The sequence below is a fragment of the Kiloniella spongiae genome (assembly GCF_001026905.1).
Classification (GTDB): Bacteria; Pseudomonadota; Alphaproteobacteria; order Kiloniellales; family Kiloniellaceae; genus Kiloniella; species Kiloniella spongiae.
This window is the reverse complement of sequence record NZ_LAQL01000002.1, coordinates 525,082-543,699: the sequence shown is the minus strand read 5'-3', so window position 1 is coordinate 543,699 and position 18,618 is coordinate 525,082. Positions and strand designations below refer to the sequence as shown.

The 18,618-nt window shown below is 45.5% G+C and carries 19 protein-coding genes and 1 tRNA gene; 12 read left to right on the top strand and 8 right to left on the bottom strand.

Annotation, left to right across the window (positions count from 1 at the left end):
• Positions 1-71 precede the first annotated feature (71 nt).
• Complete coding sequence (locus WH96_RS02560; RefSeq protein WP_156176667.1) at positions 72-1,487, top strand: dihydrolipoyl dehydrogenase family protein; 1,416 nt, start codon at positions 72-74, stop codon at positions 1,485-1,487.
• A gap of 35 nt (positions 1,488-1,522) precedes the next feature.
• Positions 1,523-2,947: a sensor histidine kinase gene (locus WH96_RS02555; protein WP_047762526.1), complete on the top strand. Its 1,425-nt coding sequence runs from the start codon at positions 1,523-1,525 to the stop codon at positions 2,945-2,947.
• Positions 2,948-2,957: 10 nt separating this feature from the next.
• Here the strand turns inward: WH96_RS02555 and WH96_RS21030 are convergent, their stop codons facing one another.
• On the bottom strand, positions 2,958-3,443 hold the full coding sequence (locus tag WH96_RS21030) for a GNAT family N-acetyltransferase (protein ID WP_162200103.1): 486 nt from the start codon (positions 3,441-3,443) through the stop codon (positions 2,958-2,960).
• Between the two features lie 5 nt (positions 3,444-3,448).
• Positions 3,449-4,654 carry a class I SAM-dependent rRNA methyltransferase gene (locus tag WH96_RS02545; protein ID WP_047762525.1) on the bottom strand — a complete coding sequence of 402 codons (1,206 nt, stop codon included), beginning with the start codon at positions 4,652-4,654 and terminating at the stop codon, positions 3,449-3,451.
• 245 nt (positions 4,655-4,899) lie between these two features.
• Here WH96_RS02545 and panC point away from each other — a divergent pair, with 245 nt between their 5' ends.
• On the top strand, positions 4,900-5,757 hold the full coding sequence (panC, locus tag WH96_RS02540) for a pantoate--beta-alanine ligase (protein WP_047762524.1): 858 nt from the start codon (positions 4,900-4,902) through the stop codon (positions 5,755-5,757).
• A 25-nt stretch (positions 5,758-5,782) separates the two neighbouring features.
• On the opposite strand, the gene gpt is transcribed toward panC, so the two are convergent.
• The 4 genes from gpt to WH96_RS02520 form a co-directional block, all read right to left on the bottom strand.
• Complete coding sequence (gene gpt / locus WH96_RS02535) at positions 5,783-6,262, bottom strand: xanthine phosphoribosyltransferase (RefSeq protein WP_047762523.1); 480 nt, start codon at positions 6,260-6,262, stop codon at positions 5,783-5,785.
• Between the two features lie 107 nt (positions 6,263-6,369).
• Entirely contained in the window at positions 6,370-7,125 is a 756-nt protein-coding gene (locus WH96_RS02530; protein ID WP_047762522.1) for a sulfite exporter TauE/SafE family protein, read from the bottom strand.
• A gap of 58 nt (positions 7,126-7,183) precedes the next feature.
• Complete coding sequence (locus WH96_RS02525; protein ID WP_047762521.1) at positions 7,184-7,462, bottom strand: hypothetical protein; 279 nt, start codon at positions 7,460-7,462, stop codon at positions 7,184-7,186.
• Positions 7,463-7,606: 144 nt separating this feature from the next.
• The gene (locus WH96_RS02520) at positions 7,607-8,770 is read right to left on the bottom strand and encodes a hypothetical protein (RefSeq protein ID WP_047762520.1); all 1,164 of its coding nucleotides are present in this window, start codon (positions 8,768-8,770) and stop codon (positions 7,607-7,609) included.
• 305 nt (positions 8,771-9,075) lie between these two features.
• On the opposite strand from WH96_RS02520, the gene WH96_RS02515 reads away from it, so the two are divergent.
• The 3 genes from WH96_RS02515 (at position 9,076) to rfbB (ending at position 11,025) form a co-directional block, all read left to right on the top strand.
• Positions 9,076-9,152: transfer RNA gene (locus WH96_RS02515), tRNA-Arg, on the top strand.
• 298 nt (positions 9,153-9,450) lie between these two features.
• Positions 9,451-9,864 (top strand): response regulator, encoded by a 414-nt coding sequence (locus WH96_RS02510; protein ID WP_053005585.1) that lies wholly within the window; start codon positions 9,451-9,453, stop codon positions 9,862-9,864.
• Between the two features lie 93 nt (positions 9,865-9,957).
• Positions 9,958-11,025 carry a dTDP-glucose 4,6-dehydratase gene (gene rfbB, locus WH96_RS02505; RefSeq protein WP_047762519.1) on the top strand — a complete coding sequence of 356 codons (1,068 nt, stop codon included), beginning with the start codon at positions 9,958-9,960 and terminating at the stop codon, positions 11,023-11,025.
• An 80-nt stretch (positions 11,026-11,105) separates the two neighbouring features.
• On the opposite strand, the gene WH96_RS02500 is transcribed toward rfbB, so the two are convergent.
• Positions 11,106-11,501, bottom strand: coding sequence for a helix-turn-helix domain-containing protein (locus WH96_RS02500; RefSeq protein ID WP_047762518.1), 396 nt, complete (start codon positions 11,499-11,501; stop codon positions 11,106-11,108).
• 494 nt (positions 11,502-11,995) lie between these two features.
• On the opposite strand from WH96_RS02500, the gene WH96_RS02495 reads away from it, so the two are divergent.
• Positions 11,996-13,717 carry a putative bifunctional diguanylate cyclase/phosphodiesterase gene (locus WH96_RS02495; RefSeq protein WP_047762517.1) on the top strand — a complete coding sequence of 574 codons (1,722 nt, stop codon included), beginning with the start codon at positions 11,996-11,998 and terminating at the stop codon, positions 13,715-13,717.
• Between the two features lie 145 nt (positions 13,718-13,862).
• Here WH96_RS02495 and phaR read toward each other — a convergent pair whose 3' ends face one another.
• On the bottom strand, positions 13,863-14,486 hold the full coding sequence (gene phaR / locus WH96_RS02490) for a polyhydroxyalkanoate synthesis repressor PhaR (protein ID WP_047762516.1): 624 nt from the start codon (positions 14,484-14,486) through the stop codon (positions 13,863-13,865).
• A 226-nt stretch (positions 14,487-14,712) separates the two neighbouring features.
• Between phaR and WH96_RS22100 the strand changes: the two genes are divergently transcribed.
• The 5 genes from WH96_RS22100 to phbB all read left to right on the top strand — a co-directional run bounded on the left by WH96_RS22100 (position 14,713) and on the right by phbB (position 18,520).
• A complete protein-coding gene (locus WH96_RS22100) occupies positions 14,713-15,141 on the top strand; it encodes a hypothetical protein (protein WP_047762515.1) in 429 nt (142 codons plus the stop codon).
• The gene (locus WH96_RS02480) at positions 15,032-16,198 is read left to right on the top strand and encodes an alpha/beta fold hydrolase (protein WP_162200102.1); all 1,167 of its coding nucleotides are present in this window, start codon (positions 15,032-15,034) and stop codon (positions 16,196-16,198) included. Before WH96_RS22100 ends, WH96_RS02480 begins: the two co-directional genes overlap by 110 nt.
• Positions 16,199-16,428: 230 nt before the next feature.
• Positions 16,429-17,604: an acetyl-CoA C-acetyltransferase gene (locus WH96_RS02475; protein ID WP_047762513.1), complete on the top strand. Its 1,176-nt coding sequence runs from the start codon at positions 16,429-16,431 to the stop codon at positions 17,602-17,604.
• On the top strand, positions 17,588-17,740 hold the full coding sequence (locus tag WH96_RS21845) for a hypothetical protein (RefSeq protein ID WP_156176665.1): 153 nt from the start codon (positions 17,588-17,590) through the stop codon (positions 17,738-17,740). Before WH96_RS02475 ends, WH96_RS21845 begins: the two co-directional genes overlap by 17 nt.
• A 54-nt stretch (positions 17,741-17,794) precedes the next feature.
• A complete protein-coding gene (gene phbB, locus WH96_RS02470) occupies positions 17,795-18,520 on the top strand; it encodes an acetoacetyl-CoA reductase (RefSeq protein WP_047762512.1) in 726 nt (241 codons plus the stop codon).
• The last annotated feature ends 98 nt before the right edge of the window (positions 18,521-18,618 follow it).

Sequence of the window (18,618 nt, the reverse complement as noted above, 5' to 3'; positions counted from 1 at the left end):
ATCAACTTATTTGAGATAGAGAGCGGTGTCTTGTGTATAGTTTGCAAAAAGACGCACATATGGGGAAGAACATGATCAAAACAGATATCTGCGTTATCGGTGGTGGTTCAGCTGGTTTATCTATAGCTGCAGGCGCTGTTCAGATGGGCGCTGATACGGTTCTTGTCGAAGCTGGTAAGATGGGCGGGGATTGTCTGAACTATGGCTGTATCCCCTCGAAAGCGTTACTTACTGCAGGAAAAGTTGTGCGGACTTGGAAAAAATCACCTGAATTTGGCGTGAATTATGGCGCACCAGAGGTGGATTTCCAAAAAGTCCATGATCATGTCAAAGACGTAATTGCAGATATAGAACCTCATGATTCGGTCGAACGTTTTGAAGCTTTGGGTGTGAAGGTTATTCAAGCATCCGGGCAGTTTGTTGATTCTAAAACCCTAAAGGCTGGAGATGTCACAATTCGGGCGCGACGCTTTGTTATTGCGACGGGATCCCGTGCAATGGTGCCGCCAATCGAAGGGATTGAAAGCGTTTCTTTTCTAACTAATGAATCTGTTTTTGATCTGACTGACTTGCCCAAAAAAATCATTATTGTTGGCGGTGGTCCAATCGGTTGTGAGTTGGGACAGGCTTTCCGCAATTTGGGGAGTGAGGTCTCTATTGTTGAGATGGCAAGTATAATGCCAAAGGACGATCCGGATCTGGTGTCTGTTATTCGTGATCGCCTAGAGAATGATGGTATTTCCTTGTTGGAGCAAACCAAAGTCCTCTCTGCAGAGAAAAGTTCAGAGGGGGTTATCCTGCGCGTTGAGACCAATGGCGAAGAGCGCGACATCAGCGGGACGCATCTTTTACTGGCTGCGGGACGTATTCCTAATCTTGAGAAGCTCAACCTTGAAGCTGCAGGGGTCAAGGTTGAACGTCAGGGAATTGCGGTTGATAAAGGCCTTCGTACGTCCAATCGAAAGATCTATGCGGCAGGGGATGTAACCGGTGGCTATCAGTTTACGCACATGGCTGCCTATGACGCGGGTATTATCATCCGAAGCGCTTTGTTCCGGTTGCCAGCGAAAGTTTCGTACAACGCAGTGCCGTGGGTAACCTATACGGATCCTGAGTTGGCCCACGTTGGTCTGTCGGAAACGGATGCGAAAAAACAAGGTGTTCAGCACAAGGTTCTTAACTGGTCTTTTGCGGATAATGATCGCGCCCGAGCGGAACGCCGGACTGAAGGCAAGGTCAAAGTGATTACGAGCCAGAAAGGTAAAATTCTGGGGGCGTCTATTGTCGGGCTTCAGGCTGGTGAGTTGATACTTCCTTGGGGCCTCGCTTTGTCCAAAGGGATGAAGATTGGCGATATGGCAAACGTTATTGCTCCCTATCCAACACTCTCGGAAGTCAGTAAACGTGTCGCGGGCAGCTATTATACAGAGTCGCTTTTTAGTGATCGTGTGAAGAAGATTGTTCGTTTCCTTGCCAAATTTGGATAAGCTTCCCTTCGTCTTTAAAATGAAATAGTGGTTCCATGGCCGGAAAAATTCAACTGCCACCCTTTATTACCAGCTTGTCAGCAAAACTTCTGATTCTGACGGCTATCTTTGTTCTGCTTGCTGAAATTCTTATTTTCGCACCATCCATTGCGCGGTTTCGTCTGGTTTACCTTCAAGAGCATCTGGCGGATGCGCACCTTGCCATTCTCGCACTGGATGCGACCGATGATATGATGGTGAGTGAGGATCTGGAAAAGGAATTGCTGAGCCATGTGAATGCTCTGGCCGTGGCCTTGCAGCGACCCGGGCAAGGTAAGTTGAAGCTGATGAGCAGTGCAGAGGTCGAGATTGATGCGACTTACGACCTGAGGGAAGAAAGTTTCTTTGGTCTGATTAAGGATGCTTTTGTTGCGCTGGGGCAAACTCGACATCGAGTCCTACGAATCGTAGGCCCTTCGCCAAAAAATGAAAACGTTCTTGTCGAAGTGGTAATGAGTGAAACACCTATGCGCTGGGACATGTATGAATATTCCTGGCGTATTTTGGCACTTTCTTTGGGCATTGCCTTGATGACCGCCGCACTTGTTTTTGTCAGCCTGCATTGGTTAATGGTGCAACCTCTACGGCGAATCACACGAAGCATGATCCAATTTCGAGATGCACCGGAAGATGCGACTCGCATTATCAGGCCCTCTACACGTACAGATGAAGTGGGGGTTGCCGAATCCGAACTGGCGTCTATGCAGGTATCTTTACAATCGTCTTTGGGACAGAAAACCCGACTGGCGGCTATTGGTACGGCTGCGGCCAAGATAAATCATGATCTGAGAAACGGATTGGCCACGGCCCGATTGATTTCTGATCGGTTGAATAGAAGTGAAGATCCTGAAGTTCGCGAAGTCGCGCCTGTCTTACTCGCGGCGATTGATCGGGCGGTACATATCTGTGGGCAAATGCTGAATTTTTCCAAAGAAGGGGCGCCTCAGCTTGATATTATGGACTTTGATCTTCATGAATTGGCTGGCGAGGTTGCTGATACACTTAAGGTTGCTGAATCCGTTGATATTACCGTGCAAAACCATATTCCGCCGGGAACAAATGTTTCCGGAGATTGGGAACAGCTTTATCGAGTCTTTGAGAATCTTGCCCGTAACGCAGAACAAGCCGGAGCTAAGACTGCGGAGATACGATTGCAAACCGAACTCGACTGTTTAATTGTCTCAATCGCGGATGATGGCCCGGGAATCCCATTGGAAATCAGAGCCAATCTTTTCAAGCCTTTTAAGGGCTCTACACGCAAAAATGGTTCAGGCTTGGGTCTTGCAATTACCCGTGATTTGATGCGAGCGCATGGGGGGGATATCTGGCTTGATGTTTCTGAGCTGGGCGGTGCATGTTTCTGTCTGGAGCTTCCTATCAAGTCTAGTGTAACGAGCGCAAAATCACAGATGTTCGGTTAATCATCTGTTCTTAAAAAATGATTTTCATAAGAAATTTGTTATCCCCGAATTGTTCCACGATTTTCCATCCCATTGCCCGGTATATTTCTGGTGTAAGGGTATAGAGAAATAGTTGTTTTTCACCTCGCTCATGCGCAGTTTTTTCGACAAGCTTCACCAATTTTCGGGCAACACCTTTGCGGCGATGAGGGGCGTCAACATAAAGTGCCGCAAGCCACGGACGAAAGTGCTTGTAGTCTTTGTGGTCATTTTCAATTAAGAGGGCTGTCCCGACTGGTTTGCCTTCAGATAAGGCGATAAATGCCTGTTCAACATTATCGTCCTCAGTCATGTCATGATAACTTTTGAGAACGTTTTCCCTTGTCCAGCCGTAACTCTTTCCCCAGGTCACGTATTCCCAATCAGCACAGATTTCTAAGCAATCACGATGATTACGAAGGAAATCTACGCTGATTGTTCCGGTGGTTGTCCCCGGGATTGTCCCCGGGATTGTCACAGGCATTAATCCAGAATGTAGAGCTGAAGCTTGAGGTATTCGGATTCGGGTAGGAACGGATGTACGGGATGATCAGGACCAGCACCACGGGTAAAGAGTAGGCGAGATTTTCTGGTCGCATCCAAAAGCCCTTTGCGTGTTTGATCCGCAAAGTTATCTATATCCATGTGATGAGAACAAGAAGCAACAACCAGGTAGCCCCCGGATTTAACAAGCTTTGCGGCTAATCTGGCGAGCTTGCGATAGCCTTTTGACCCTTGTTGGATATCTTTTTTGCTTTTCACAAAAGCCGGAGGGTCAACAATTACGAGATCAAAGCTCTCGCCATCATTCGCAAGCTTGGCGAGGTGGTTGAATACTTCAGCTTTTACAAAGTTACATTTATCTGCAACGCCGTTTTCTTCTGCTGCTTTGGCTGCCAGATCCAGTGCAGTCTGGCTGCGATCAACAGTTGTGACTGACTTGGCACCTGCCAGGGCGGATTGAACTGTGAAGCCACCTGCAAAGGAATAACAATCAAGTACATCTGCATCTTTGGCGAAGCGAGCGGCCAGTTTTCTGTTATCCCGCTGGTCAAAGAACCATCCGGTTTTCTGGCCTTCCTGAAGTTCGGCAAAGAAAGTCGCCTCGTGCTCAATGACCTTGATCGGACCATCCAGTTCGCCTTTGACGACTTTGTCATAACATTCGAGTCCTTCAAGTAAACGAGAAGGCGTATCGTTGCGGAGTACGATGGTTTTGGGATCCAGCACACGATCCAGAGCCGTGAGTAGTACAGGCAGAAGATTCTCTATACCTGCGGTATTAACCTGCAGAACCAAGGTGTCGCCATAACGATCAATAATAGTGCCGGGGATACCGTCCGCTTCAGCATGGATCAGGCGATAGTAGGGGACATTAAACAGAGTTTCACGAAGTGAGAGTGCTTTTTGTAGGATTTCGACAAAGAAATCCTCGTCAATAATTGTTTTGGCACTGGGGCTTAGTAATCGAGCCGCAATTAGTGGTTGGCGATTGTATATAGCTGTTCCCAGTGGTTGTTCATCATTGGCTTCAATTCTAACAACCGTTCCGGCTGGAATTTGTTTTGTTTCAGCGTTGACTTCAATCTCGTTGGAAAAAACCCAGGGATAGCCATTCAGAAGTCTTTTTTGTGCCTTTGGTTTCAGGCGAATGGTGGGGCGTTGTTTGAGATCGAGAGCAGCGCTCATAATAATACTTTCGTTAAGATGTAAATTTGACGGCAGTCTAGTGAAATCTAGCGTGCCTGCAAGCTTAGCCTTATATCCGAGTATAACGGAGATTATGGGGTAGGGGGAGTTGTTGCAGTGCAACAAGCCCTTTGTTAGGATTTGTGGCAAAGCTATTTGTGTCGCGATTGACGTTTGTTTATAAGGTCGCGCAAGTATTTTATTTTAAGGCAATGCCCCCTTATCAGGGTTTAATGGGAAGAGTAATGCGTATTGTAAAATCCAAACGGGATCTTCGCGCTCTGGTTTCTGACTGGAAAGCTGATAAGCAGGAAATTGGCGTAGTGATGACCATGGGGGCGCTACACGAAGGCCATCTCTCGTTGGTGGATGCTGCTAAGACAGATAATGATCGCGTTATTGCTACGATTTTTATTAATCCCAGACAGTTCGATAATAAGAGTGACCTGGCTACCTATCCTGTAGATACGGATGCCGATCTGAAAAAGCTGGAAGAGGCTGGTGTAGACCTAGTCTACTTGCCTCAGGTTGATGAAATCTATCCCAATGGGTATAGCACCACAGTTGCAGTGGGGACTATGCAGGATTGTCTTTGCGGGGCAACGCGCCCGGGACATATGGACGGGGTTACAACGGTTGTCTCTAAGCTGCTTATTCAAACGTCGCCGGATCGGGCTTATTTCGGACAGAAGGATTTTCAGCAGTACCTCTTGATCCAGCGTGTCGCCAGTGATCTGGATTTAAGCGTTGATGTTATCGGTGTTCCAACAGTTCGCGAAGACGATAATCTTGCCCTGTCTTCCCGTAATCGCAGGCTATCAGAAGAACAACGAGCGATTGCGCCAACTTTATACAAGGTTGAAAGCACCATTGCTGATCTGATTCGTCAGGGTGAAGCCGTTGATCACGTTTTGGAATGGGGACGGAAGGTTATTCTGGATAGCGGATTTGAGCGAATCGATTATCTCGAAGTCAGATCAGAAGAAGATCTTGAACTTCTGGGGGATGTCGCAGACCGGGATAATCTTTTGAATGGACGGGTTTTTGTCGCTGCTTGGCTTGGCAATACCCGACTGATTGATAACTACCCAATCAGCCGGTAGAGCCGAATATTTTTGCGACGTTGGCTTAGTCGTATTTACCCTTAACCAACGGTGGAACAGTCTGTAGAGCAAGATCCCAAGGGAAGTAAATCCAGGTATCCTGGCTGACCTCTGTAATGAAGCTATCAACGATATCGCGGCCAGCAGGTTTTGCGTAAAGCGTGGCGAAGTGAGCGTCTGGCATCATCTCACGAACAGCGCGGGCTGTTTTTCCTGTGTCGACCAAGTCGTCAACAATCAGCCAGCCTTTACTTTCTTTTGGTGAGTCTTTCAGAACTTTAAGTTCACCCTGTTTGTTGTCGCTGGAATAGCTGACAATACAAACCGTGTCGATAAGGCGGATATCCAGTTCGCGCGCGATAATGGCTGCTGGGACCAGGCCGCCACGTGTGACAGCAAGAATGCCTTCAAAGGGGCCTTCGTTCATCAGGCGCCATGACAGGGCCTTGGCATCACGGTGTAATTGTTCCCAGGATACGGGAAAAGTTTTTGGTTGTTCGGACACGGTTTTCGACTCCAATTTTAAATGATGCCGGAATAAAGCAGAACTGGCGAAAAATCTCAACCTCTAGAAGGGCAAACCTCGTCTACTCAGGCTGCAATGCTATTAAATTAGTGTAACAGAGGTGCTGCGATGGATGAAAGAGAGCTTATGGCAAGGATTGAAAAGGCGATCGTTCGAAGCTTTTCTGGAGAGAACGCGTGGCCGAGTTTTACGCCTAGATGAGATCCAAGGGCAATCAGGGGAGAGAAGGCAAAGCCATAGATCATGGGAGATAAGACGTTGTCGCCAAGAACATAATACAAGGTGATGAAGTTAATTGGTGCAGAAGCGAGAAAACTTGCAAAAAGGAAGCTTCTAATCTGTTGGTTTGTCCATTTGTGCGCCATGACCCATAAGACAATCGGAGGGCCGCCAACGGCAATTAGACCTGCAAAAAATCCGCTGGCGCTAAATGCAAGGGAAGTCCAGAGCCAATGTAATTTATCTCTTGGAATAGGGCGTACAATAATTTGGACTGCAACAATTGCCAGAATTAAAACTCCGACCAATTGCTCTATCTGTGTTTTATCAATCGTTGCGGTTATGTAACCAAGAGAAAGAATGCCTAGAGGGAGGGTGATATAGCGTATAAGAGAACCCTTTATCAGGGGGGGATATTTGATGTGCTCTCTTAACTTGTAAACGCCAACGACAAGTTGGGCGATACTTGCAGAGAGAAGTAGGGGAACTATTACGCTTAACTCTATGCCAAGCAGTGTTAGGAACGTTAAGGCGATGAGGCCAAATGCAAAGCCAACAGCGCCTTGAATCAGGCTGGAAACAAAAAGAATGACGCCGATAAGGGGGAGAAGTTCCTGAGGCAAAGGAGAATCCAAACTATAAATTATTTATCATGTTTTGTTGTTAATTTTTGGTGGAGTGCTACCAAGAGCCAGAAACTTTAGCGTAACGAGTTAATTGATAAATGGCTAAGTTTTCCAGCGACAGTTCTCTGACAAGATCTGGAGCCGCTTGAATTGGCATTATCAATTCATACCCATGATCGATGGGGGTTATGAAGCTAGCTCTCGCTTCACCAAAATATGTTTTGACTATTTTCAGTACCGTGCCGTCAAAATCAACAACCTCTAGATAAAACTTATAAAGGTTTGCGCTATAGTCTTTGGGTGTGCCTAGTGTAGCAATATCGTCAGGGTGCATGATGTTATTTCAATTCAAAACTATTTTCGAGATTGTTCGTATGGGCTAATTCGAAGCACATCTCTTGTCTGTGAAGTACATAAATTTTATGCAAAAAAAAGCGGTATCAAAAATGATACCGCTTTTTATCATTATCAGATCAAGTTACCGAAGGTAAACATGAACTTCTGGAACCTGAGCGCCTGGATTGCTGGTTGATGAAAGCGACACATGAGAAGCTGGTAAGCCAAGCTTCGTCAACGAACGCATAACATCTTCACCGTATTTGCGGGATTTGCTTGTTGCCAAAGCAATTTGAGCTGAGTTCCCACGCGCAGGTGCAACCGTTACCAAATCAAAAGCAGAACTCGGGCGACGATCCAATGCGCGGCTTACGGCAGTGAAAAGTGCTTGTTCGTAATTCACATTTGGCTGATCAAAACGAATGATTGCCAAAGGTGGTTGACGACCGACAAGGCCAGCAGGCCCGCCCGGGGGCGGAGGTACAGGAAGACCAAAAGTCCTGCTACCGAGGTTGCCGCCGATGAATTCACCATTATCTACTGCAACCTGAAGTGCCGTCAGATTTGTACGTTCCGCAGAGAAATAGTTCTGCGTACGTGCAATATCTTCGGTTAGCTCGTTCATAAGGCGGTCGAGGATAACAACGGTCTGATTCGCTTCGTCTTCCAGAACAGCAAGCTGTCTGTGATCTTCGTCTAAAGCACCACGCAGTTCGTAGGTGGATTTCGCTGAATCCAGAACAAATGCTGCAAGCGCCGAAGTTGATCCGGCTTCATTAGAGAGACTGTTCAAGTTGGTAATACTTGCGCCAACAGCTTCCAATTCTTGCTGGGCTTTATTCCACCCGTTCACCATCTGCGGGTTACCCGGTGTGGTTCCAACCTGAAGACGCGTATTCATTGCGGCAATAATGGAATGGTAAGTTCCAGCGCTGCCACGTGCGTTGTTACGCTGTGTCTGCAAATTATTATTATGATGTATCAAGCGAGCCTGAAGTCTCGAAAGATCACCGCGTAGCTCTTCAACCTTTTTGCCAACATGCGTCCCTGTTGGTTGTCCCGGTGTAACACCAGGAGATTCAAAAATGGTTGAGCCCAGCAAAGGCAAGCCAGAGATGTTATCGGTTACAACTGTATCAGGAACGACAGGTGCCTCTGCAGCATTCGTCGTTGCTTCTTCCGCAGCTTCTTCCCCGGTGATAGAAGGCCACAAGGCTTCTTCGGTAAAAGAACAACCATTTAATAACATCACCGCAGCCAAAGCTGTAACGGTATTACGCAAAACAGAGGATTTAATGGATCCCATTGACAAGTCCGCACTGTTGATTGTGGTCAGCCAAATATATCATCTCTCAAATCTAGTATTATTACTATAATTGATACGGGAAAAACGCCCGAAAAGATACACGAGTTGACCAACCCCCCAAAATACTTAGGCCAGATACTACTTGAAGGGAGTCTCAGGGACAAGAGTTTTCCCACCAAGTAATTGATAGTTAGGCATGAGATTAAAAAAAAACACGAATCTGCGATTTAGGGCTTGCGTCCTCATAGAAGCAGGGGTAAGTTCCGCCTCGTTTTCAGGGATCTACTCTGGAGACGCTTTGAAACGCACCCGTAGCTCAATTGGATAGAGCACTTGACTACGAATCAAGAGGTTTCAGGTTCGAGTCCTGACGGGTGCGCCATTCTGATAAAGCTCGGCCTAAAGCCGGGCTTTTTTCTTGCCCATTTTTTGAGTTCTGTTTCTTCTCTATATTTTTGCAAATAGCCTGCCTTACCTAAATTCAAATTATCTGTGACCTGAATCAAATGATAATTTTTGTTTAGGATTCACATCGTGACTTTTTTTTATGTCTGGCTTCGGGCTATAAGTCTGAGATCACTCTATGAAGCAGATATTTCTGCTATAGTTTTGTTCAAGACGGTTTTAAGGAAGCTTGCGAGGTTAATTTGTCCGCCTACGACCTGTCGGGATTGAATGTAATGGTTATCGATGACAGTGTGCACATGCTGCGCATTGTGAAGACGATCTTCAATGCGATGGGGATTTATAGCGTTCAATATATCTCTGATGTTGAAGAAGCTCGGAAAGAGCTAAGATTTAAGAAGCCTGATATTATTATCACGGACTGGGAAATGGAGCCTGTAAATGGCTTGGATTTCACCCGTGATCTCAGAAAAGAGGGTGGTTTCTATAGTCGGGTACCAATTATTCTCTTAACAGGGCACACCGAATATGAACGCGTGATGGAAGCAATTCAATCAGGTGTTAGTGACGTTTTGGCAAAACCTGTTTCGATTGAAATCCTTCATCGACGTCTATGTCGAATTGTTGATATTTCATCCATGTCCGTCGCCGATGATTCGAGCGATGAAGAATTTTTGGAAATCGGCTAGTATTTTCAAATATTTGTCCGTGTAAACTGGTGAAGAGTTTAATTATTTGTTCTTCTTGTTTTATACCCATCCCATTTTAATTGAGGTCTCTCAATGAGTGTCGAACGTTATTGGAAAGACAAAAGGGTTCTTGTGACAGGTGGTGCCGGGTTTATCGGGGCAGAGATTGTCCGACAATTAAGTTGTTTGAATATTAAGGAGATTACGGTCCTGGATAAGCTGACTTATGCTGCTGATTTAGGGAGGTTAGAGGGCTTTCAGAATCGTTTTTCTTTAAAAAAGGCAGCCCTTGAGAACAGTGTTTCTGTTAAAGACGCATTTAGGGATGCTCAGCCAGATATTGTGATTCATGCAGCTGCAGAAAGTCATGTGGATCGGTCGATTGATGGTCCGGGTGACTTCATACAAAGTAACGTGATTGGCACATTTAACCTGTTACAAGCAGCGTTGAATTTTTGGAACGAACAGGGTAAATCGAATCAATTTCGCCTGCTGCATATTTCTACTGATGAAGTCTACGGATCGTTGGGGGAAAGCGGTTTTTTTAGTGAAACCAGTTCTTATGATCCACGATCGCCCTATTCAGCTTCCAAAGCAGCCTCGGATCATCTTGCAAAAGCTTGGTGGCATACTTATGGATTGCCAACGATTACGACAAATTGCGGTAACAATTACGGGCCATGGCAATTTCCAGAGAAATTAATTCCTCTAATGGTTGCTAATGCCATTGATAATAAGTCGCTGCCTCTCTATGGAGATGGAAGTCAGATTCGAGAATGGATACATGTTACTGACCACGTTGAAGCTTTACTTTTAGCAGTGGAAAAGGGTGATATTGGTGACACCTATTTAATCGGGTCTGGAGAAGAGCAAACAAATCGATCTGTGGTTGAGGGTATTTGTGATCGTATGGATCAGACTTATTTAGAACGGGCGCCGTTTTCTGGCTTAATCAAAAGCGTTGAAGATCGTCCGGGGCATGATCAGCGTTATGCCCTTGATGCTTCTAAATTCAAGGCAAGAACAGGATGGTTCCCAAAGATAACTTTCGATAAAGGGCTGGCAGATACCGTTGATTGGTATATTGAAAACCAACCCTGGTGGCGTCAAATCCAAGCTGAAACATATAATCAGGAAAGATTGGGTGTTATTTTTAAATGAAGCGGGTAATGCCTACTAGATATATCTACTCACTACCCGCTTGATAAATGGTCTTTGTTTATGTTCAGGAGGGATGATGTTTAAGCTGCTTCGGGATCTGACAATGATTGCTCGGATAAAACTCTGCACAACATGCTTAGGGCATCTTGATGCTTTTCATTTCTGATATTGGTGAAGTTTCTGGCAAGATCTAGGCACATGCGTTGACGTTCGTTGACGGCATCGTGATTGTTATCCAGTCCTTCGTAAAAAAAGCTTACTTCAACACCTAAAACCTGTGATATCTCAAACAGGCGGCCCGCAGAGACCCGATTTATACCGCGCTCATATTTATGGGCTTGCTGATAGGTAACACCGATTAAATCAGCCAGCTGTTGCTGTGTCAGGCCCAGCATGGTTCTACGTTCACGTATTTTCTGTCCTACATGGTTTTCAATACGGTGTGTAGTCGTTGGATTTTTTTTTACGCTAGTCACTAAATTTACTCACTTAAAACCAATGCTTACATAGCAGGCGTTTACATTATTTTAGTGTGAAATAGACCTTTTGATAACGGATTTCAATAGATGTTGTAGAAAATAATTGAAAAATAATTTTTTATACTTTCCATGAATGTGTATTAACTTTTTGTTAACCAATATTGGTAAGTTAATTTGTTTTTAGTGTTAAGTATATTGTGCTTTGTTGTCTTTGCTTATTTTGTAAACCGCTTTGCGTAATTTATTTACTTTCTGTGTATTGTATTTGGTTTTCTAAGGTTTTGTTCTCAAAGAAAAAATAAGTTCCTTGCAACTGAGTTTCAAAAAGCCAATATACAAAAACAATCATTTGTTTTTTTGCGATTAATTCTGAGTCAGATTCAGCATTCGTTAATGACTTAATCGCTATTATTTAATGAAATTTAACGTGAATATCAGTGTTTCGTACGGGTATTTATAGTTGTCCATCTTCAGGTAGGAGTAGACAGACCGTGCTCCGGTCCGCTCGTGATAATAACATAGATCTTTCTCTTCTGGATCAGATGACCACCGCATTGGAGTCATCTGGCGATGTCATGTACGAATGGGATTTGGCAACAGATAGCCTTATGTGGTTGGGCAGGGCAGCTTCCTTGTTTGGCCTGGAGGCTAATTTGATTCCGGCAACGGGCGAAACCTACCACAACCGTATCAATCCAGAAGATCTTCCCGCCAGGATGCGGAACCTAACGGATCATTTTGCCGGCGAGGCCTATTACGATTGTGAATATCGTATTCGTGATGGAGCGGGTAATTTTCAATGGGTACATGATCGTGGTGCTGTTGATGTTTCTACCACAGGCGCGCCAACGCGGTTAACTGGCGTCTTGCGACCTGTTACAGTCAAAAAACAGGCTGAAGCCCGGCTTGAATATTTGGCCAGTTATGACGAGCTTTCCGGGCATTTTAATAAATTAAGATTACGGGAATCTCTGGATTTCTCTCTCGAACAGGCTATTAGATATAGTAATGTCGGCGCGTTTTTGGCTGTTGGTGTAGATCATCTTGGTATGATTAATACGGCTTATGGTTTTGAAGCCGGGGATGCAGTCTTGGTTGAAGTTGGTGAGCGACTGGATAAGAGTATTCGTGGTGCAGATATTGTCGGTCGTCTCGGTGGAGATCGATTCGGTGTTATTATGAGTGTGGCTTCTCATGACGAAGCTGATGCGATTGCAGACCGGATTTTGCAGACCGTTCGCGAAACTCCTTTTGAAATTAACGATGAACGTATTTATGTGACTGTATCTGTTGGCTTCGTTGATTTTCCCGAGCAGACCAAAACAAGCTTTGATGCTTTTGCCAAGGCAGAGAGTGCTTTGCTGGATGCGAAGTCTAACGGACGTGATTGTGTTAAGCCGTACAAGTTGACGACGGAACAGTGTGAGAACTATCGAACCAGTATGATTATTGGTGAGGAAGTGAAGCTTGCGCTGAAAGAAGATCGTATTGCTTTGGCCTATCAACCGATAGTGGATTCTGAAAGTCACGAACTCGTTTTGGTCGAAGCTCTTTTGCGTATGTTTGATCGCGACGGCAAGATTGTTCCTGCGGGCAAGTTCATTCCTGTGGTCGAACAGCTAGGTATGATGCGGGTCATTGATCGAAGAGTTCTCGAGTTGGCCTTGGAAGATCTCGTCCGGTATCCGAACATTACGATGTCTCTGAACATATCGGGTTTGACGGCGTCGGATCGTAGTTGGCTTAGAGCATTATCATCGCGTGTCAAGTCTCGACCTGATATCGCCAAGCGCCTGATCGTTGAAATTACTGAAACGGCGGCGCTCCATGATTTGGAAGAATCAGCGCGCTTTGTTTCTGCTGTACGTCAATTGGGCTGTAAAGTTGCGATAGATGATTTCGGTGCGGGCTATACGACATTCAGGCATTTGAAAACGCTGACCGTTGATATTATTAAAATTGATGGCTCTTTTATCGCTGGTATTCTTGATAATGAAGAAAACCAGATTTTTGTACGAAACCTACTTGGTTTGGCGAAAGCATTGAACCATACAACAATTGCCGAATTCGTAGAGACTGCCGAAGAAGCTGTTTTTCTTTCTCGTGAAGGGGTTGACCTGCTTCAGGGATTTTATTTTGGGAAACCGGAGATTAAGCCTGATTGGCTTGTCGAAAATGCAACTACGAAGAAATCGATCATTTTTCCAAACTAATATTAATACCCAAGCTAACAACAAAATCTGAACGAATAACAAGCCAGGTTTTGGTGAGAGTAAAAGGGGCCCGATATTATTCGGACCCCTTCTTAAGTCTGATCGATGGATGTCTTTTTTGCTGAGCTGGCCTTAATCCTATCTGCTATTTCTTTTTACTTAGAGCATCAAGTTGCTTTTGTAGTTGTTCAACTTGAGTTTTTAGATCGTCAAACCCGCCGTTGTCTGCCTGAGGTGCAGTTTGAGGTGCAGTCTGTTTTTTGGTTGGTTCTTCGTCCCTTGGAGGGGGCGAAGCATTGGCATTTTGGAAAGGAGATAGCATCTGCATGGCATTCTCAAAAAGAGCCATGTTTTGCTTGTTCATCTCATCCAGATTGCCAAAAGGAAAAATACCGCCAAAGGTTTCTTGCATAGACTGGCGCATTTTATCCTGATTTTCAGAGAAGCCTTCCATCATGTGTTCCAGATATTTGGGAACAACCCATTGCATGGAATCGCCATAAAGGCTGATCAACTGGCGTAAGAAGGAAATCGGTAGTAGATTTTGCCCTTTGGCCTCTTCTTCGACAATGATCTGGGTTAAGACTGATCGTGTGATGTCGTTTCCTGATTTTGCATCATAGACAACAAAGTCGACATCATCTTTGACCATCTGACATAAGTGGTCGAGGGTGACGTAACTACTGGTTGCCGTATTATACAAACGTCTGTTCGCATATTTTTTTATGACGATTGCGTCGTCGGTATTCCCTGATTTTGAGGTCGCCAAGATCCTCGCCTCCAATGCTTATTATATACGCCAGTTTCTAGTGCTGGCTCATTGCTGTTTGTGCACTGCTTATTAAATATTGCTGCGCTGCGATGCTCTCTGTCAATGAATAGGGCGTAAAAGCCTTAAAAAAAGAGAATTTTTTGTCTGTTTTTCTCATTGCTTGTGCGAATATAGCTTTTAGCCAACGCAATACGAATGCTTATATTATGTGAGAGAGGGCTTCTTGGACAGAGAAAAAGACATTGATCTACTTGCTGATGAGTATCTTGATCTATGGATTACCCATCTTTCCAGTTTACAGCTTACGCCATGGCATCTGATGGCTGATTTGTCGGTTGATATAGATCCGGCCATAATTGATCTGTACAGACAATGGGAAGCTTTCTACCATAATACTTATCGTCCAGATGCGCCGGAGGGGCCTTCCCCTTTCCAAATGATGTTGAACCAAGGTTTTGGGCAAGAAAAAGGGACTGAAACTGGTGGGAGCCAATCGCAAGAAAAGTCCGATTCCGTTGCCAATGCACATGATGTCTGCCCTGATGACATTGCAGAGCTCAAAACTCGGCTTGGGGATCTTACAAGACAAATTGCCAAGCTCGAAGCTGGTTCCAAAAATTCCGGAAACGATGAAGGCACAGATCGCGAGTAAGATTGCTGGATCAGATCCGTTGGAATTCCCACAGGCGATAGATCGTGCCATTGCGCGCCGATTTTCTTTCTATCAAGAGGGAATCAAGAAATATCAGAATGCAAATTTCGTAAACTCGCGAAACGAAATGCCTGTTGTCTGGTCCCAAGGTTCTGCGTCGCTTTTGGATTACTCTGAAGCTAGGGGAGGGTATCCTCTCTTTATCATCCCTTCTTTGGTCAATCGCTACTACATTCTTGACTTAATGCAGGAAAAAAGTTTCCTCAGGTGGTTAGCCGGAGAAGGCTGGGCGCCTTACGTTATGGACTGGGGGCAGCCTGATTTAGCAGAGCGTGATTTTGGGCTTGAAGATTATATTGTTCAGTATCTACAGCCTGCTTTGGACAATATTGTAGAACAATGCGGTCAAAAGCCAAACGTCGTTGGTTATTGCATGGGGGGAACCTTAGCGACGGCTTTGACTGTATTAAGTCAGCCAAAGATCCGTTCCTTGGTTTTGATTGCCAGTCCCTGGGATTTCCACGAGGACGAGGACGAAAGAGCGATGCAACAGGGGAAATGGCTTCAATGTCTTATGCCCTTGGTTCAGTCGATTGGGCACCTGCCGAGTGAAATACTACAAGGTTTGTTTGCCTCGTTAGATCCGACACTGTCTTTGCGAAAGTTTTCTCGCTTCAGATCACTTGATGAAAACACAGAACAAGCAAAAACTTTTGTATATCTGGAAGATTGGTTGAACGATGGTGTGCCTCTTACGCACAGGGTTGCCAAAGAATGCCTGCTGGAATGGTACGGAGAAAACCTGACTAAAAAAGGTCTCTGGTCTATTGCAGGTGAAGCGATTACCTTAGACAGAGTGCAATTGCCAACACTATCTGTTGTGTCTGATAATGATCGTATTGTCCCAAAAGCTTCGTCTCTTGCTGCGGCAGAATTAATCGCGAACAGTACCGTTGTTCGCATCTCTTTAGGGCACATTGGCATGATGGTTAGTCGCGGTGCACAATCAAAATCATGGATTCTAGTGTCAGATTGGATGAAACAAATAATAGCATAAAAATGCAATATAATTTCAATAATTATGTGAAAAAATAAATTTATATGTCATAATGACGTAATATTCTCTTGATTTTTCATAGCTAGCTTCGTTATGGTTTGTGTAATAATTTTGCAGTGCAGCATGCGCTGGTAGTGAATAGGGTAGTGCGAGCTGGTCGCTCTAACAAAACGGGCCTCTGGTTTTTTGATCATATTGTTTGAGATACAGTTTTCTGAAAGGTATCTGTAATGTCTGGTGTTGTTATTGTTGGGGCCGCGAGAACCCCGGTTGGCGCTTTCGGGGGGGGGCTTTCGACGGTTCCGGCTGCGGAGCTTGGAACGGTTGCTATTCGCGAAGCTCTGGCGCGGGCAGGTGTTTCACCTGAAGATGTTGACGAAGTTATATTGGGGCAGATTCTTACTGCCGGAGATGGACAAAACCCTGCACGTCAAGCTGCTTTAGGCGCAGGTATTCCAAACGAAAAGACTGCCTATCTCATTAACCAGATTTGTGGGTCGGGTTTGCGGACTGTGGCTTTGGGATATCAATCCATTGCTTTGGGTGATGCAGAGGTTGTTGTTGCTGGTGGTCAGGAGAATATGAGTTTGGCCCCGCATGTTTCCCACATGCGCACGGGGACCAAAATGGGTGATGTCAAACTTGTTGATACTATGATCAAGGACGGATTGTGGTGTGCAATGAATGATTATCATATGGGAAAAACAGCAGAAAATATTGCCACGAAGTTTAATATATCCCGCGAAGATCAGGATGCTTTTGCTGCAGGGTCTCAGCAAAAAGCGGCGATTGCTCAGGAAGCTGGGTATTTCAAAGATGAGATTGTTCCCGTTACAGTGAAAACGCGTCGTAGCGAAGTTGTTGTGGCGGCTGACGAGCATCCAAAACCGGACACAACGGCAGAAGGTTTGGCCAAACTAAGAGCTGCTTTTGATCGTGAAGGTACGGTCACCGCTGGTAATGCATCTGGTATCAATGATGGTGCGGCGGCGGTTGTGATGATGTCGGAAAGCAAGGCGCAAGCTGATGGCATTAAACCGCTGGCAAAAATTGTGTCTTGGGCGACGGCTGGCGTGGACCCCGCCATTATGGGGACTGGCCCTATCCCGGCCAGCCGCAAGGCACTAGAAAAAGCCGGGTGGTCGATTGATGATGTAGAGTTGGTTGAAGCCAACGAAGCGTTTGCTGCACAAGCTATTGCCGTTAACCGGGAGCTTGGCTGGAATGAAGATATTGTGAATGTAAACGGTGGCGCAATTGCCTTGGGGCATCCAATTGGAGCTTCTGGTGCACGTGTGCTGGTGACGTTGCTTCATGAAATGCAGCGACGTGATGTGAAAAAAGGGCTTGCAACCCTTTGTATCGGCGGCGGACAGGGAATTGCTCTTTGTGTCGAGCGCGATTAAGGAAATCAGGGAGACTGTTGATGAAGCAAAAACAAAAATATCATCGGCAGCAACTCTTTGTGGATGGGCTGCCTTTGTTTTTGGGGCGGCCTTTTTTGTAGATGCCTCTCGATTTTATCAAAAAATCCTGGGTTAAGTTACAGAAAGTTAGGGCTATGCCCTGAGACAGCAAATAACGAAGGGAAATAAAATGTCTCGTGTTGCTCTTGTGACCGGAGGTACCAGAGGAATTGGTGCGGCCATTTCGATTGCCTTGAAAAAGGCTGGGTACAGTGTTGCAGCCAGTTATGCTGGAAATGACGAAGCTGCGCAAAAGTTCCGGGATGACAATAAAATCGCGGTTTTTAAATGGGATGTTGGCGATTTTGATGCCTGTCAGGAAGGCATTGTCCAAGTAGAGAAAGAATTGGGTGCAATAGACGTTCTTGTGAACAATGCGGGTATTACACGGGATACAACGTTGCATAAAATGGATCAGGCCAAGTGGCAGGCCGTGATCGACACCAATCTCAATTCCCTGTTCAATATGACGCGGGGCGTTATTGATGGCATGCGTGAGCGCAAGTACGGGCGAGTGATCAGTATTTCATCGATCAATGGCCAAAAGGGACAGTTTGGTCAGGCAAACTATGCGGCGGCGAAAGCCGGTGTCATCGGATTTACCAAGTCTGTTGCGCAAGAGAATGCAAGTAAGGGCATCACAGCAAATGTTGTGGCACCGGGATATATCGGAACAGAAATGGTGCGGGCTGTTCCCGAGGAAATTCTCAATAGCAAGATTATCTCTCAAATACCTGTTGGGCGTTTGGGCGAGCCAGAAGAAGTGGCTGATTGTGTCGTCTTTCTGGCTTCTGAAAAATCCGGCTTTGTGACAGGTTCGACCCTTAGCGTGAATGGTGGCCAATATATGGATTAAAACTCCATAGATTAAGCGGGGGTGGGCTTAAGTGAAACAGTGCCCTTGTCGTGTGATTAATAACCCGTTGTTTCAGCCCTCTACTGAGACAACGGGTT

What these genes read in the sequence shown, in the direction of transcription:
- WH96_RS02560 (WP_156176667.1), top strand. Translation starts at nt 72, where the DNA reads ATGATCAAAACAGATATCTGCGTTATCGGTGGTGGTTCAGCTGGTTTA.
- WH96_RS02555 (WP_047762526.1), top strand. Translation starts at nt 1,523, where the DNA reads ATGGCCGGAAAAATTCAACTGCCACCCTTTATTACCAGCTTGTCAGCA.
- WH96_RS02545 (WP_047762525.1), bottom strand. Translation starts at nt 4,654, where the DNA reads ATGAGCGCTGCTCTCGATCTCAAACAACGCCCCACCATTCGCCTGAAA.
- panC (WP_047762524.1), top strand. Translation starts at nt 4,900, where the DNA reads ATGCGTATTGTAAAATCCAAACGGGATCTTCGCGCTCTGGTTTCTGAC.
- WH96_RS02525 (WP_047762521.1), bottom strand. Translation starts at nt 7,462, where the DNA reads ATGCACCCTGACGATATTGCTACACTAGGCACACCCAAAGACTATAGC.
- WH96_RS02520 (WP_047762520.1), bottom strand. Translation starts at nt 8,770, where the DNA reads ATGGGATCCATTAAATCCTCTGTTTTGCGTAATACCGTTACAGCTTTG.
- WH96_RS02510 (WP_053005585.1), top strand. Translation starts at nt 9,451, where the DNA reads ATGGTTATCGATGACAGTGTGCACATGCTGCGCATTGTGAAGACGATC.
- rfbB (WP_047762519.1), top strand. Translation starts at nt 9,958, where the DNA reads ATGAGTGTCGAACGTTATTGGAAAGACAAAAGGGTTCTTGTGACAGGT.
- WH96_RS02480 (WP_162200102.1), top strand. Translation starts at nt 15,032, where the DNA reads ATGACATTGCAGAGCTCAAAACTCGGCTTGGGGATCTTACAAGACAAA.
- WH96_RS02475 (WP_047762513.1), top strand. Translation starts at nt 16,429, where the DNA reads ATGTCTGGTGTTGTTATTGTTGGGGCCGCGAGAACCCCGGTTGGCGCT.
- phbB (WP_047762512.1), top strand. Translation starts at nt 17,795, where the DNA reads ATGTCTCGTGTTGCTCTTGTGACCGGAGGTACCAGAGGAATTGGTGCG.